Source organism: Sphaerisporangium sp. NPDC088356, assembly GCF_040685555.1.
Classification (GTDB): Bacteria; Actinomycetota; Actinomycetes; order Streptosporangiales; family Streptosporangiaceae; genus Sphaerisporangium.
The window spans coordinates 1-14,296 of the sequence record NZ_JBFBIK010000059.1; the positions used below are offsets into that span (position 1 = coordinate 1).

Below are 14,296 nucleotides of genomic sequence, written 5' to 3' on the forward strand. Positions count from 1 at the left end.
CAGAACTTCGCGCTGCTGCAGGCCGTCGGCGCGGTAGGCAAGCCGGTCATGCTGAAGCGCGGCATGAACGCCACCATCGAGGAGTGGCTCATGGCGGCCGAGTACATCGCCCAGCGCGGCAACCTCGACATCGTGCTGTGCGAGCGCGGCATCCGCACGTTCGAGACCGCGACCCGCAACACCCTGGACGTCTCGGCCGTGCCGGTGGCCCAGCGGCTGTCGCACCTGCCCGTCATCGTCGACCCATCGCACTCCGGGGGCCGCCGCGACCTGGTGCTCCCGCTGACCCGCTCCGCGATCGCCGTGGGGGCCGACGGAGTGATCATCGACGTCCACCCGCATCCCGAGCAGGCGCTCTGCGACGGTCCTCAGGCGCTCGTCGACGGCGATCTGGAGGAGCTGGCCCGCGTCATGCGCGACTTCCCGCCCCTGATGAACCGGGTGCCCGCCGGCGCGCTCACCCCCGTGGCGTAGCCCCCGCGCGAGGAGGGCGGCCTCGGGGGGCCGCCGTCCTCCCAGGAAAGGTGCCGCCGACCTGCGCGACCAGGTGGCCCGGCCGGGGTTCCACGAGCTGCTCGCCGTTCTGGGCGCCCGCCGCTCTAGGCGCTCGCCGGGCTCACGGCCGGGCCGCCCTCGGGCCGCTCGGCCCTGGTGTCCGAGTCGTCGATCTTGTACTCCTGGACGGAGTCGGCGAGCTGGACGGCGAGCTCCTCGGCGTCCAGTCGCTTCTCGATCTGCCGCAGGTCGGCGATGCGGGCATGGGTCTCGACCCGGCGGGGGGTCAGCAGCGTGCAGCAGTCCTCGTCGGGAAGCTCGGAGATCTCCAGCGTGCCGATGCGGCGCGCCTCCGCGATGATCTCGGACTTGTCCATGCCGATGAGGGGCCGCAGGATCGGCAGGCTCACGGCGTCGTCGAGCGCGGTGATGTTCTGCAGGGTCTGCGAGGAGACCTGGCCGAGCGAGTCGCCGGTGACCAGCACGGCGCGGCGCAGGCGGTGGGCGACCTCCTCGGCGGTCTTGAGCATGAGGCGCCGCTGGGCGACCACCTGCAGGCGGTCGGCGCCCGAGGACTTCAGGGACTGCTGCGCCTTGCCGAACGGCACCACGAACAGCCGTGCCCGCACCTGGAACTTGCTCAGCGCGCGCACCAGGGCGTACGCCTTGTAGATCGACTCGGAGGTGGTGAACGGGATGCCCGAGAAGTGCAGGAAGTCGACCTGGAGACCGCGGCGGAGCATGCGGTAGGCGGCGACCGGCGAGTCGATGCCGCCCGACATCAGCACGAGGCCGCGCCCGCTGGTGCCGACCGGAAGGCCGCCCTGGCCAGGCAGCCCGTCGGTGAAGACGAACACCTCGTCCCTGTCGACCTCGATGTGGATGGTCAGCTCGGGGTTCTTCAGGCGGACGGGCAGGCCGTACTTGTCGTTGATCTCGCCGCCGACCATGCGGTCGAGCTCGTTGGAGCGGAGGGGGAACCGCTTGTCGCGGCGGCGCGAGCGCACCGCGAACGTCGCCTTGCGCTCGACCTCGGGGCGGCCGGCCACCAGTTCCAGGGCGGCGGCGGTGACGGCGTCGGGGTCCTTGGCGACCCGCCAGGCGCGGTGGATCCACACCAGGCCCATCACGTCGGTGAGCCGCGCGGCGATGGCGTCGGCGGTCTCCACGCCCGTGCCCTCGGGCAGCAGGATCGCGATGACACCGTGGCGCTGGCGAACGTCGACCTTCACGCCGGAGCTCTTCAGCGCGGACTTGATGTTCATCTGCAGCTGCCGCTCGAACAGCTCGCGGTTCTTGCCCTTGAGGACGACCTCACCCAGTTTGAGCAGGACGCAGGGCTCGCCCAGAGCTGACGGGGGCACGACGGACATGGGGTTGCCTCCGGGCAGTGGTGGGAGTCGGAGTCGGGCTGCTTGCCGCGCGGAAGGTCGTTCCAGCGCAGGGCACCCTTCAATTTATCCCGGATGGCGGGGTCCCGGACCCCTCAGAGCCCATCCGGTCCAGCCGACGCCCACCTGAGGCCCGTACGGATGGGGCCAGGAGCACCGCCCCCCGGCCGCTCCGGCAAGGGGGTGGTGCGGATGAGGCGGGGACGATCAGCCGAAGAAGACCTCGGCCTCCTGGTAACGCGACGGGGGCACGGTCTTGAGCTCGGAGGTCGCGGCGTCCAGGCCGACCCGGACGATGTCGGTGCCGCGCAGCGCCACCATCTTGCCGAAGTCGCCGTCGTTGGCCGCGTCGATGGCCTGCAGGCCGAAGCGGGTGGCGAGCACCCGGTCGAACGCGCTGGGGGTGCCACCACGCTGCACGTGGCCGAGCACGGTGGTGCGGGCCTCCTTGCCGGTGCGCTTCTCGATCTCGTGGGCGAGCAGCTCGCCGATGCCGCCGAGGCGGACGTGGCCGAACGCGTCGAGCTCTCCGGCCTGGAGCGCCATCTGGCCCTCGATCGGGTGCGCGCCCTCGGCGACCACGATGATCGGCGAGTAGCGGGTCTTGAAGCGGCTCTCGACGTACTCGCAGACCTTGTCGATGTCGAAGGGCTTCTCCGGGATCAGGATGACGTTGGCGCCACCGGCCATGCCGGCGTGCAGCGCGATCCAGCCGGCGTGACGGCCCATGACCTCGCAGATCAGCGCGCGGTGGTGCGACTCGGCCGTGGTGTGCAGGCGGTCGATCGCCTCGGTGGCGATGTTGACGGCCGTGTCGAAGCCGAAGGTGTAGTCGGTCGCGTTGAGGTCGTTGTCGATCGTCTTGGGCACGCCGACGACGTTGACGCCGAGGTCGAACAGCTGCTTGGCCACGCCGAGCGTGTCCTCGCCGCCGATGGCGATCAGCGCGTCGACCCCGCCCTCGGCGAGGTTCTTCTTGATGCGGTCGACGCCGCCCTCGATCTTGATGGGGTTCGTGCGCGAGGACCCGAGGATCGTGCCGCCGCGCGGGAGGATGCCCCGCACGGTCTGGACCTCAAGCGGCATCGTCTCGCCCTCGAGGGGGCCGCGCCAGCCGTCGCGGAACCCAACGAACTCGTGGCCGTAGACGCCGATGCCCTTGCGGACGACGGCACGGATGACGGCGTTGAGCCCGGGGCAGTCGCCGCCCCCTGTAAGCACTCCGATACGCATGGCGGGTTCCTCCCGATGGGGTACACAGTCAGACTATGTCGAGCTCCGCGGCCGCCAGGATGCTTCCGGGGCATCCCCGGCGCGGCCGCCAACGCAGAGCATTGTGCCCCAGCGGCCAACATTGGTCTAGACCAAGTGGTGAGAGCGGGGTCTACACCGCCACGGCCAGCACGCACGAGGGGCTGCCGACCTTGAACGTCTCCCCCGTGGGAGCCGGGACGCCGTCGTTGATCTGGAGCGTCGCGACGGCGTCGGAGCGCTCGTTGGCGACGTACATGTGGTCGCCCGCGATGGCGAAGTGCCGGGGCCACAGCCCTCCCGAGCCGACCTCGGCGACCCGCGAGGGCGTGGCGTCCTCCACCCCGAAGACGGCGATGGTGTCGGGGCCGCGGTTGGCGGCGTAGAGATGGCGGCCGTCGGCGGACAGCTCGATGTGGGAGACGTGGTTAGGGCCCTCGGCCTCGCTCGCGGGCAGGCGGCCGACCTCGTGCCACTCGGCGTCGTAGATCCTGATCATGCCGTCGAGCTCGCCCGCGACGAACCAGCGGCCCTCGTGGTGGACCATGTGGCGCGGGCCGCTGCCGGGCGCCAGCCGCGCCGGGCCCTCGGGGTGCAGGTCGGGCTCGCTGCCGACAAGGTAGCGGCGGACCTCGTCGGTGCCGAGGTCGGTGACGTGGAGCGCCCGTCCGGGGCCGAAGACGGCCTGGTGCGCGTGCGGCTCGGCCTGCCTGGACGGATCGGGCCCGTGGCCCTGGTGGGGGAAGAGCCTCGGACGGCCGTCGAACAGACCCGAGCTGCCGAGCCGGTACATCGCGAGCGTGCCGTCGCCGTAGTTGGCGACCGCGAGCCAGGTGCCGCTGGGGTCGACGGCCAGGTGGCAGGGGTAGGACCCACCGCTCGCGCCGTCGGCGAGCAGGCCGGGGCCGTCCGGGTCGGCGGAGTAGGCGGCCACGCCGCCCTCCTCGCGCTCCAGCACCGCGTACAGCACGGGCAGCCGGGGATGCAGGGCGAGGAACGACGGGCCCGGCGCGGGGGTCTCGGCCAGCGCCTTGAGCACGCCGCCCTCCTCCCTGCGGACCACGGTCAGCCCGGCACCCGACCCGCCGGTCTCAGGTGTGTATCCGCCGATGTAGAGCACGTCGTACCCCGAAGTCATGTGATCGACAATAGCGCCATGGACCGGCTTCGATCTTGACGGGGGCGCGCCGCGGCCCTCGTCACGGTCCTGATTTTGGGCGCGGGAGCCAAGGGGCACAACCCCGCGTCGCGGTCTGGATCTTCGGGCGCGTACATGCTTGACTGAGGCAACGAATCAGTTGATCGGAGCAATGATGGACGAGCTCGTCACCGGGATCCGCGCCTTCAACCGCTTCTACACCCGCGTCATCGGCGTGCTCGGGGCCGGGATGCACGACACCTCGTACTCCCTCACGGAGGCCAGGGTCCTGTTCGAGCTGCACGGGCGCGAGGAGATGGAGACCGGCGAGCTGCGGCGGCTCCTCGGCCTGGACGGCGGCTACCTCAGCCGGATGCTCGCCCGCTTCGAGGCCGACGGGCTGGTCACGCGGGAACGCTCGGCGGCGGACGCCCGCCGCCAGGTCGTCCGGCTGAGCGAGGCGGGCCAGGTCGCCTACGGGACGCTCGACGAGGCCTCGGCCGCCGCGGTGCGGGAAATGATCTCACCGCTGGGCGAGGAGGACCGGCGCCGCCTGATCTCCGCCATGACCACCGTCGAGGAGATCCTCGGCGAGGCCCCCAAACCGGAGCCGTACGTCATCCGCCCGCCGCGCGCGGGCGACCTCGGCTGGGTGGTGCACCGGCACGGGGTGCTGTACGCCGAGGAGTACGGCTGGGACGAGACCTTCGAGGCCATGACCGCCCGCATCGTCGCCGACTACGTCCGAGACCACGACCCGAAGCGCGAGGCGGGCTGGATCGCCGAGGTCGGCGGCGAGCCCGCCGGCTCGGTCTTCTGCGTCAGGAAGGACGACCGCACGGCCCAGCTCCGGCTGCTCCTGGTCGAGCCGTCCACGCGGGGCATGGGAGTGGGCGGCCGGCTCGTCGAGGAGTGCCTCGCGTTCGCCAGGAGGGCCGGGTACCAGCGCGTCATCCTGATCACGGTCGACGTGCTGGCCGCCGCGCGGCGCATCTACGAGCGGGCGGGCTTCCGGCTCGGCGAGCAGCACACCGAACGCGACTGGGGCACCGAGATCACGATGCAGACCTGGTCCCGCGACCTCTGAGCACCAGGGCGGGAAAGGCAGGGCAAAGCGCCGGTCTCGCCCGTTCACGGCGCGCCCGGGACCGGCCCGGCGTCTGCGAGCATCGAGCGAGCCCCTTACCAGCACGGCATCGGAAAGGCGTCAGCACGGCCCGGCGGTCAAGGGGCGCAGAGCCCGCCGCCCCGGCCATGGGAGCCCGCCGATGACCTCGATGATCGTTTCCGCGCCGCCCGCTCCGGCGATCAGGACGCGCAAGGCCCTGGTCTTCCTGGACCGCGAGAGCGGGCCGGGGGGCGGGGCCGACCGCAGGCTGGTCCACGCCCTCACCGCCCAGGGGTACGCGGTCGAGACCGCCGACGGCGACGCGGGCGACCACCGGCGCGTCGGCGCGTTCCTGGACGCCGTCGAGCCCGGCGACCTGCTGCTCGTCCGCTGGTCCACCGAGTCTGGCTGGGGGCGGCGCGAGTTCGGCGCGCTGATGGGCGAGTTCGCCCGCCGGGTCGAGCGGTCGGACGGCGCGGCGCTGCTGCTGGTGGTCGACTTCGGATGGCTCATCACGGCGAACCCCGACCAGCCCCACGAGACCGTGGGCCGCCTGCGGATCAGGGGCGAGCCCGTGGCCGCCGCCGCCGCGCTCACCACCAGCGCGACCATGCCGGGGGAACGGCCCGGCCGGACGGTCTCCCTCACCGGAATCCTGGCCGACGGCATCCTGTCGGGCGAGGCGGACCTCGACCGCGACGGCACCGTCTCGGTCGGCGACCTCTACCGGTACGCGGAGGAGCGGTGCGCGGACCTCGGCGCCGACCGGCGGCCCTACCTGCTCACCTACGGGGAGGGCGAGCTGATCGGCGTCGCGTCCACGCGGGAGTCCGTACACGATCTCGGCGCCGCGTTCGGCGCCGCGCTCGCCCGCCTCGCCGTCGCGGGCGACGCCGTGCCCCCCGTCTCGGCCGCCGAGCTGGTGAGCAGGATCTACGAGGTCCACCTGGGCGAGGACGCCAGGCGGCTGCTGCGCCGGGCGACCCTGCTGGCCGAGGACGAGCCGCTCACGCCCGAGGTCGCCGAGCTGCTCACCGAGGACACCCCCTCGGGCGAGGCGGTGCGCGATCTCGCGGCGTGGGGTCTGCTCGGGAAGGGCAGGCCGTTCGCCGACCCCGCGATCCGCCGTGCCCTCGCCGGCCGGCTGGACCCCAAGGAGCTGTCGCGGGTCTCCGGCCTGCTGCGCCGGTGGCGCGCCACCCGCCGCACCGTGCAGCCCCGCACCCGGCTGACCGGCGACCGGTGGACCATTCACGACCGGCTCGGCCACCGGGTCCACGCCGAGGCCGTCGCGGCGTTCGTCCGCCATCCCGACACCCGGCCCCCGCTGACCATCGGCATCAAGGGGCCCTGGGGGGCGGGCAAGACCTCGCTGATGCGCATGGTGCAGGACCTGCTGGACCCCGGCGCCGCCGAGGACCGGCCCGCCGACATCCACCTCAACCGGCTGCGCGGGACGCCGGAGGAGGTGACCAACGCGGAGGTCCTCGCGCGTTCCAAGGTCCCCGAGCACGGCTGCGCGGAGTACGCGGTGCCCGGCGAGCTGCCGCTGCGGCACGCGGACTGGCGGCCGACCGTCTGGTTCAACCCGTGGATGTACCAGAGCGGCGAGCAGGTCTGGGCGGGGCTGGCCCACGAGATCATCACCCAGGTCACCGGCCGCCTGCCCCGGAGCGAGCGCGAGCGCTTCTGGCTGACGCTCAACCTGTCGCGGATCGACAGGGAGGCGGTGCGCGGGCGGGCCTACCGGCTGGCCGCCACGCGCCTGCTGCCGGTGGCCCTGGCGTTCTGCGCCACCCTGCTGTTCTGCGCCGCCGCGCTGGCCGCCGGGGCCCTGATGCCCGCGCTGGGCTCCTTCCTGCGCGGCACGGCGGCGGCGGTCGGGTCAGGTGGCTCGCTGATCCTGCTGGCCGCGACGGCCGTACGGCTGGCGCGGTTCCTCGGCGAGTCGGCGGACACCGCGTTCCGTGAGCTGGTCCGCCAGCCGGACCTGCTCGGCGTGTCACCCGAGCTGGTCAAGGAGCTGACGCCCGACCCCGGCTACCGGTCCAGGACCGGCTTCCTGCACCTGGTGCAGACCGACATGCGCAGCGTGCTCGGCATGGTGGCCACCGAGAAGCGTCCCCTGGTGGTGTTCGTGGACGACCTCGACAGGTGCTCGCCCGGTACGGTCGCACAGGTCATCGAGGCCGTGAACCTGTTCCTCGCCGGGGAGTTCCCCAACTGCGTGTTCGTGCTGGCCATGGAGCCCGAGGTGGTGGCGGCGCACGTCGAGGTGGCCTACCGCGACCTCGCCCGCACGCTGCCCTCGGCCATGGAGGAGCGCTCGGGCCTCGGGTGGCGGTTCCTGGAGAAGATCGTGCAGCTCCCGCTCAGCGTGCCCTTACTGGACGACGGCGAGCGCGTGCCCGCCTTCCTCCGCACCCTGCTCGACGTTCCGGCGGCGCCGTACGGCGGGGGGCCGGGCGCGCGGGACGGCGGCGAGGGCCGTGGAGGGCCCGCGCCGTCCCCGCAGCCCGATCCGGAGCTGGTCGACCGGCTCGAGGCGGCCATCAGGGCGCAGGGCCCGACCGCGGACGACCTCGACGCGGTCGCGCGCAGGGTCCAGGAGACGGTGGGCACCCCGTGCGGCCGGGCGCCGGAGAACGGCCGGACGCGCGCTCCTCGCCGTCCCCGGGCACCCGGCGGCGAGCGCGAGCACCTCGCCGATCACCGGGCGGCCAGGGGCGAGCGGGAGCGCTTCGCCGACCGCAGGACGTTCCGGACCCCGCCCGTGGCCGCCTCACCCGCGCCACCGGGGTGGGCGGGCTTCGACGACGCCATCGGCGGGCTGTCGGCCGCCGCGCGGCTCGCCGCCGACCGCGTCTACGACGAGCTCTACAGCGACCAGAACGCGTACGCCGCCATCGAGCGGGCCCTTCCCGCGCTCACGCTGAGCAATCCCCGCGAGCTCAAGAGGTATGTCAACGTGTTCCGGTTCTACTCGTTCGTCACCTACCGGCGGGCCCTGGCCGGCGCGGCGCGGGCGAGCGACGAGGAGGTGGCGAAGCTCGCGGTGCTGACGATCCGCTGGCCGCACCTGCTCTCCCTGCTGGCACGGGACGCGGACAGCGTGGTACACGCGTGGCCGGAGACCTCCTCAGAGCCGGGCGGGCCACGCCGTGCCGGTCAGGGTGCCGGTGCCGGTCAGACGGTGCTCGAAAGGCTGGAGCGCGCGGCGGCCCGCGCGGAAGACGACTGGGCGGCCTGTCTCATCGAGGCCGGGCTGCTGAGAAACACAAGGGCCGGGACGGCCCGCTGGGACGCTCTGCGCGCCCTGCTGTCCGCCCGGCCCTCGATCGCCCACCTCGCACGCGATCTGCTCTGACGTGCTCCTCCGGTGCCGGAGCTCACGGCTCCGGCCCTTGGCCGCCGCCGGCCGCTCAGCGCTGCGCCTGGATCATCCAGTGCTGCTTCTCCAGGTCCTGGGTGATCTCGATGAGGAGATCCTGCGTGACCGGATCGGCCTCCTCCGTGGTGTTCACGCGCTCGCGCATGCGCGAGATCATCGCCCCGAGGATGTCGGTGAAGGCCGCGACCACCTTCCCGTCCTCGATGTAGCCCGCGTCGAGCGCGTGTATCTGGGTATCGCGCGCGATGGTCGCCGCGCGCCCGTCCGGGTTGATCCCGAGAGCCACCGCGCGCTCCGCCGCGTCGTCGGCGCGGTTGCGCGCGATGCTGACGATCTCGTCCAGCTGCAGGTGCAGCGACCGGAAGTTGCGCCCGATCAGGTTCCAGTGGGCCTGCTTGCCCACCAGCGAAAGGTCGAGCAGATCGATGAGGGCACCCTGAAGGGCCTCACCGGTGATCTTCTGATTGTCGCCCGACAGAGGGCTGGTGATCTGGGCCATGAAGTTTCTCCCCCTCAAGAGTCGTCTATGGCGTCTTACGTAGAACGCCGTATCCGGTCTGAGTCGTCCTAAACGTTGACACTGTCATGATTGCAGTGTCAGTATCGAGGTATGAGTGACACCTGGACCATCGGCGAGCTGGCGGAGCGGGCGGCGACCACGCTGCGCCCCACGCCGCAGCGGCCCAACGGCCGGGTTCGCGACGTGCCCAACGAGCGGCTCATCCGCTGGTACACGACGATCGGCCTGGTCGACCCGCCGCTGACCCGCCGGGGCAGGGTCGCGCTGTACGGCAGGCGCCACCTCCTCCAGCTGATCGCGGTCAAGCGCCGGCAGGCCGACGGGCGTTCCATCGCCGAGATCCAGGCCGAGCTGGCGGGTGCGACCGACACCACCCTCGAAGCCATCGCGAGCATTCCCACCGCCGCCGGGCCCGCGCCCGGCGGCGCGGACGCCGAGGGCTCCCCCCATCCCCCGGCGGGGTTCGACGGAAACCCCGGGCCTCCGGCCGCCCGCCCCCGCTTCTGGGCGCGACCCGCCGCCGAGGCGGTGCCGGCCCTCGCCGACGGCGCCGTGCCGGTGAGCCTGCCCGATGCCCCCGGCGGCGGCCCCCCTCCCGGCCCGCGTCCGGCCGGGCTCGTGCACGGCGTACGGCTCGCGCCGGGGGTCACGCTGCTGCTCGACGGGCCGGCGCCCTCCCCCGGCGACGTCGCCGCGCTCCAGGAGGCCGCCGCGCCCCTGCTCACCGTGCTGCGCGACCGCGGCCTGTCCGGCTCCGCCGTCATCCACCCCATCCACCACGACCTCGACCGATCCCCGTCCGAAGGGATGCAAACATGACTGTTCAGATCACCGCGTTGAAGCCCGGTGAGTACTCCCCGCTGCCCGACGCGGGGCTGGGCGCGCTGCGGACCGGCAAGGGGAACCTCCCGCTGGAGAGTGTCGAGGTGGACGCGCGGATCACCGCCCTCACCTGTGGCGTGGAGGTCGCCCAGGGATTTCACAACCCGTATGACGTCCCGCTGGAGGCGACGTACGTCTTCCCGCTTCCCGACCGGGCGGCGGTGACCGCCTTCCGCATGGAGGCGGACGGCCGGGTGGTCGAGGGCGTGCTGAAGGAGCGCGGCCAGGCCAGGCAGGACTACGACCAGGCCATCTCCGAGGGACGGCGGGCCGCCATCGCCGAGGAGGAGCGCCCGGACGTCTTCACCATGCGGGTCGGCAACATCGTCCCCGGCGAGCGGGTGACGGTGCGGCTGACGCTCAGCCAGCCTCTCCCGTACGAGGACGGCGCCGCGACCTTCCGCTTCCCGCTCGTCGTCGCTCCCCGCTACATCCCGGGCACCCCGCTCGACGACCGCTCGGCGGGGGACGGCGTGGTCCCCGACACCGACGCCGTGCCGGACGCCTCGCGGATCACTCCCCCGGTGCTGCTTCCCGGTTTCCCCAACCCGGTGCGGCTGTCGCTCACGGCCCGGGTGGATCCGGGCGGGCTCGACCTGCGGGAGATGCGGTCCAGCCTGCACGCGGTCACCGAGGAGGACGGCGTCGTCCGGCTCCAGCCGGGCGAGTGGCTCGACCGTGACTTCGTGCTGCGCCTGGACTTCACCGCCTCCAGCTCGCTCACGCTCGTACCGGACCGCGAGCGGACCGCCGGCGACGGCCGGGGGGCGACCGGCGGCGCCGGCCAGGAAGCGACCGGCGGCGCCGGCAGGGAAGCCGCCGACGGCGACGGCACCTTCACCCTCACCGTGCTGCCACCCGCCCCGGACGACCAGGCGGCGCGGCGGCCGAGGGACGTGGCGCTGCTCCTCGACCGCTCCGGCAGCATGACCGGCTGGAAGATGGTCGCCGCCCGGCGCGCGGCGGCGCGCATCGTCGACACGCTGACCTCGGCCGACCGGTTCGCGGTGCTGTCGTTCGACAGCGTCGTCGAACGGCCCGAAAGGCTCGACGCCGGGCTCGTCCCCGCGACCGACCGCAACCGCTACCGCGCGGTCGAGCACCTCGCCCGGCTGGAGGCGCGGGGCGGCACCGAGATCCTAGAACCCATGGAGCAGGGGCTCGGCCTGCTGGACGACTCCACCAGGGAGCGGGTGCTCGTCCTGGTCACCGACGGGCAGGTCGGCAACGAGGACCAGATCCTCGAACGCCTCGGCACGCGGCTCGCGGCCGTGCGCGTCCACACCGTCGGCATCGACCGGGCCGTCAACGCCGGTTTCCTCGGCAGGCTCGCGGGCCTCGGCTCGGGCCGCTGCGAGCTGGTGGAGTCGGAGGACCGCCTGGACGAGGCGATGGAGCACATCCACCGCAGGATCGGCTCCCCGCTGGTCACCGGCCTGTCGCTCAAGGCCGACGGGCTCGACGTGCTGCCGGGCACCGTCACCCATCTCGGCTCGCTGTACTCCGGCGTGCCCCTGACCGTGTCGGGGAGGTTCCGCGGCCCCGCTCGCGGGTCGGTGACCGTGCACGGCCTGGCCGCCGACGGGCAGCCGTGGGAGCGGCGGCTGGAGGGCGCGCCCGCCGAGGGGGACGCCGCCAGGGCCATCTGGGCGCGGGCGCACCTGCGCCGCCTGGAGGACCGCTACGCCACCGGCGAGCACGGCCTGGAGCGGGAGATCGTCGAGACCTCCCTGCGGCACGGGGTGCTGTGCCGGTTCACCGCCTTCGTCGCGGTGGACACGCGCGTCGTCGCCGAGGGCGGTCCGAGGCACCGGGTCATCCAGCCGGTGGAGATGCCGAGCGGCTGGGACGTGCCGTCCCCGATCACCGGCGCTCCGATGATGGCCGCCGCCCCGGTCGCGTTCACCGCGGACGCCGCACCGGCGATCTTCGGTCTCGGCGCGCAGGACGGCGGGCCTCTGGGCCCCGGCGGCGGGGGCATGCCCGGCGCTCCGGCGCCGTTCCCGGCTCCCCGTGCCTCGCGTGGCTTCGCCCGCGCGTCCAGCGCGAAGATGGCGCCGCCCGCGCCGCCGGTTCCCCACTCGCCCGACCTGGTACGGCCGCAGCTGGTGGAGGAGCTCGCGCGGCTGCGGGCGCAGGAGTCGCTTCCCGCCCACGAGCGGCGGCTCTACCTGGCCGACCTGGGCAGCCGCCTGGCGGCCCTCGCGGCGTACGTCGGCGGCGGCGAGAACGAGCTGTCGGTCCTGGCCCGCGAGCTGTCGGCGTGCGAGACGCCGGGCGCGGACGTGGACGGCCTGTGGCTCCGTGCGACCAAGGTGCTGGCCGAGCTGATCGGCGGCACGACGGGCCCCGTTCAGGACGCCCGGCACGGCCACCGGCCGTCGTTCTGGAAGCGCTCCTAGCGCGGCGGGGCCCGGGGAACGCGACCCCGGGCCCCACTCTTCCGGGCCACCGCGGAAACCAGGCCGATTACCGGCGAACGACGGCTCCGGTCATTTCCGGAATGTTAACGAAGCTATTGACGAGCCGTCGTAAAGTGGTGATAATTCCCCCGGAGAGCGCTCTCTCACCTTAGTTCGACCGATCTGCTACCCCCGGCACGCACCGGTGATGATGGCCGGTGCGCTTACCTCCCTCGTCCCTGTCTCGGCGGACAGCAGGCAACACCCCCTGGACCCGGGACCGCCGTCGTTCGCCGATCGGTCTTCCAGCAAGGGAGAGACGATGTTAGGCAAGCGCACAAGCAGAGACGTGGGAGGCAGCGCGGGCAAGCGCCTGTTGCTGCGCCTCAAGGCCAGTGGCTCTGCCATGGCACTGGTGCTCGGCACGGCCGGAGTCGCGGCCATCGGCGCCGTGACCGTTCCCGGCACCGCCAACGCCGCCGCCCCGGCTCCCCCGCCGGGCTTCACGCTCACCTGGAGCGATGAGTTCAACGGTGCCGCCGGAACGGGCGTCAACACCGGGAACTGGAAGTACGACACCGGTCCCGGCAGCAACTTCGGCACCGGCGAGATCGAGACGATGACCAACAGCACGGCCAACGTCTTCCAGGACGGCGCCGGTCACCTCGTGCTCAGGGCCCTGCACTCGGGCACGGCCCCGCGCTCGGGCTGGACGTCGGGCCGCATCGAGACGCAGGCGGCGACCTTCGGGGCGCCCGCGGGCGGCGTCGTGCGGATGGAGTCGGTCATCCAGCAGCCGAACGTGACCACCGCGAACGGCGCCGGCTACTGGCCGGCCTTCTGGATGCTCGGCGCCGACCTGCGCGCCGGGGTCCCGTGGCCGACCAGCGGTGAGATCGACATCCTGGAGGACATCAACGGCCGCAGCTCGGTCTTCGGCACGCTGCACTGCGGCACCAACCCCGGTGGCGTGTGTAACGAGTCGACCGGCATCGGCAGCGGTGAGCGCGCGTGCCCCGGCTGCCAGACGGGTTACCACAACTACGCGGTGGAGATCGACCGCTCGACGAGCCCCGAGCAGATCCGCTGGTACCTCGACGGCAACAACTACTTCACCCTCCCGGCCAACCGCGTGGACGCCGCCACCTGGACCAAGGCGGTCGACCACCCGTTCTTCATCATCTACGACCTGGCGATGGGCGGTGGATTCCCCGACGCCTTCGGCGGCGGTCCGAACGCCAGCACCATCTCCGGCGGCCAGATGAACATCGACTACGTCGCCGTCTACAACAAGGCACCCGGCGGCGGTGGCGGGACGAACATCGCGCAGGGCAAGCCCACCACGGCCTCCTCCACCGAGAACGCCGGAACCGGCGCGGCGAACGCGACCGACGGCAACGCCGGCACCCGCTGGTCGAGCGCCTTCAGCGACCCCCAGTGGATCCGGGTCGACCTCGGCCGGTCGTACAACATCAACCACGTGAAGCTGACCTGGGAGGCCGCCTACGGCAAGGCGTACCAGATCCAGACCTCACCAGACGGCAACACGTGGACGAACATCTACTCCACCACGACAGGTGACGGCGGGACCGACGACCTGGCGGTGACCGGCACCGGCCGGTACCTCAGGGTGAACGGCACCCAGCGCGCCACCCAGTACGGCTACTCGCTGTGGGAGCTCGCCGTCAACGGCAGCTAGCCCTTCTCCGGCGGGGCCG

At 72.7% G+C, this 14,296-nt stretch carries 9 protein-coding genes and 1 pseudogene; 6 read left to right on the forward strand and 4 right to left on the reverse strand.

The window, feature by feature from the left end:
- Positions 1 to 474, forward strand: a pseudogene (locus AB0O34_RS21665) (3-deoxy-7-phosphoheptulonate synthase); the annotation flags it as partial.
- A 125-nt stretch (positions 475 to 599) separates the two neighbouring features.
- Here the strand turns inward: AB0O34_RS21665 and thiI are convergent.
- From thiI to AB0O34_RS21680, 3 genes are all read right to left on the reverse strand, one after another.
- A complete protein-coding gene (gene thiI / locus AB0O34_RS21670) occupies positions 600 to 1,868 on the reverse strand; it encodes a tRNA uracil 4-sulfurtransferase ThiI (RefSeq protein WP_363917932.1) in 1,269 nt (422 codons plus the stop codon).
- Positions 1,869 to 2,093: 225 nt separating this feature from the next.
- Positions 2,094 to 3,119 carry a 6-phosphofructokinase gene (locus AB0O34_RS21675; protein ID WP_363917934.1) on the reverse strand — a complete coding sequence of 342 codons (1,026 nt, stop codon included), beginning with the start codon at positions 3,117 to 3,119 and terminating at the stop codon, positions 2,094 to 2,096.
- Positions 3,120 to 3,270: 151 nt separating this feature from the next.
- Positions 3,271 to 4,275, reverse strand: coding sequence for a lactonase family protein (locus AB0O34_RS21680; protein WP_363917936.1), 1,005 nt, complete (start codon positions 4,273 to 4,275; stop codon positions 3,271 to 3,273).
- 175 nt (positions 4,276 to 4,450) lie between these two features.
- On the opposite strand from AB0O34_RS21680, the gene AB0O34_RS21685 reads away from it, so the two are divergent.
- Positions 4,451 to 5,362: a helix-turn-helix domain-containing GNAT family N-acetyltransferase gene (locus AB0O34_RS21685; RefSeq protein WP_363917938.1), complete on the forward strand. Its 912-nt coding sequence runs from the start codon at positions 4,451 to 4,453 to the stop codon at positions 5,360 to 5,362.
- Positions 5,363 to 5,543: 181 nt separating this feature from the next.
- Complete coding sequence (locus tag AB0O34_RS21690; protein ID WP_363917940.1) at positions 5,544 to 8,750, forward strand: P-loop NTPase fold protein; 3,207 nt, start codon at positions 5,544 to 5,546, stop codon at positions 8,748 to 8,750.
- 55 nt (positions 8,751 to 8,805) lie between these two features.
- Here AB0O34_RS21690 and AB0O34_RS21695 read toward each other — a convergent pair whose 3' ends face one another.
- A complete protein-coding gene (locus AB0O34_RS21695) occupies positions 8,806 to 9,273 on the reverse strand; it encodes a DNA starvation/stationary phase protection protein (RefSeq protein ID WP_363917942.1) in 468 nt (155 codons plus the stop codon).
- A 111-nt stretch (positions 9,274 to 9,384) separates the two neighbouring features.
- Between AB0O34_RS21695 and AB0O34_RS21700 the strand changes: the two genes are divergently transcribed.
- The 3 genes from AB0O34_RS21700 (at position 9,385) to AB0O34_RS21710 (ending at position 14,277) form a co-directional block, all read left to right on the forward strand.
- The gene (locus tag AB0O34_RS21700) at positions 9,385 to 10,113 is read left to right on the forward strand and encodes a MerR family transcriptional regulator (RefSeq protein ID WP_363917944.1); all 729 of its coding nucleotides are present in this window, start codon (positions 9,385 to 9,387) and stop codon (positions 10,111 to 10,113) included.
- On the forward strand, positions 10,110 to 12,578 hold the full coding sequence (locus tag AB0O34_RS21705) for a VIT domain-containing protein (protein ID WP_363917946.1): 2,469 nt from the start codon (positions 10,110 to 10,112) through the stop codon (positions 12,576 to 12,578). Before AB0O34_RS21700 ends, AB0O34_RS21705 begins: the two co-directional genes overlap by 4 nt.
- Positions 12,579 to 12,927: 349 nt before the next feature.
- Positions 12,928 to 14,277, forward strand: a complete 1,350-nt coding sequence (locus tag AB0O34_RS21710; RefSeq protein WP_363917948.1) for a discoidin domain-containing protein — start codon at positions 12,928 to 12,930, stop codon at positions 14,275 to 14,277.
- Positions 14,278 to 14,296: the final 19 nt, after the last annotated feature.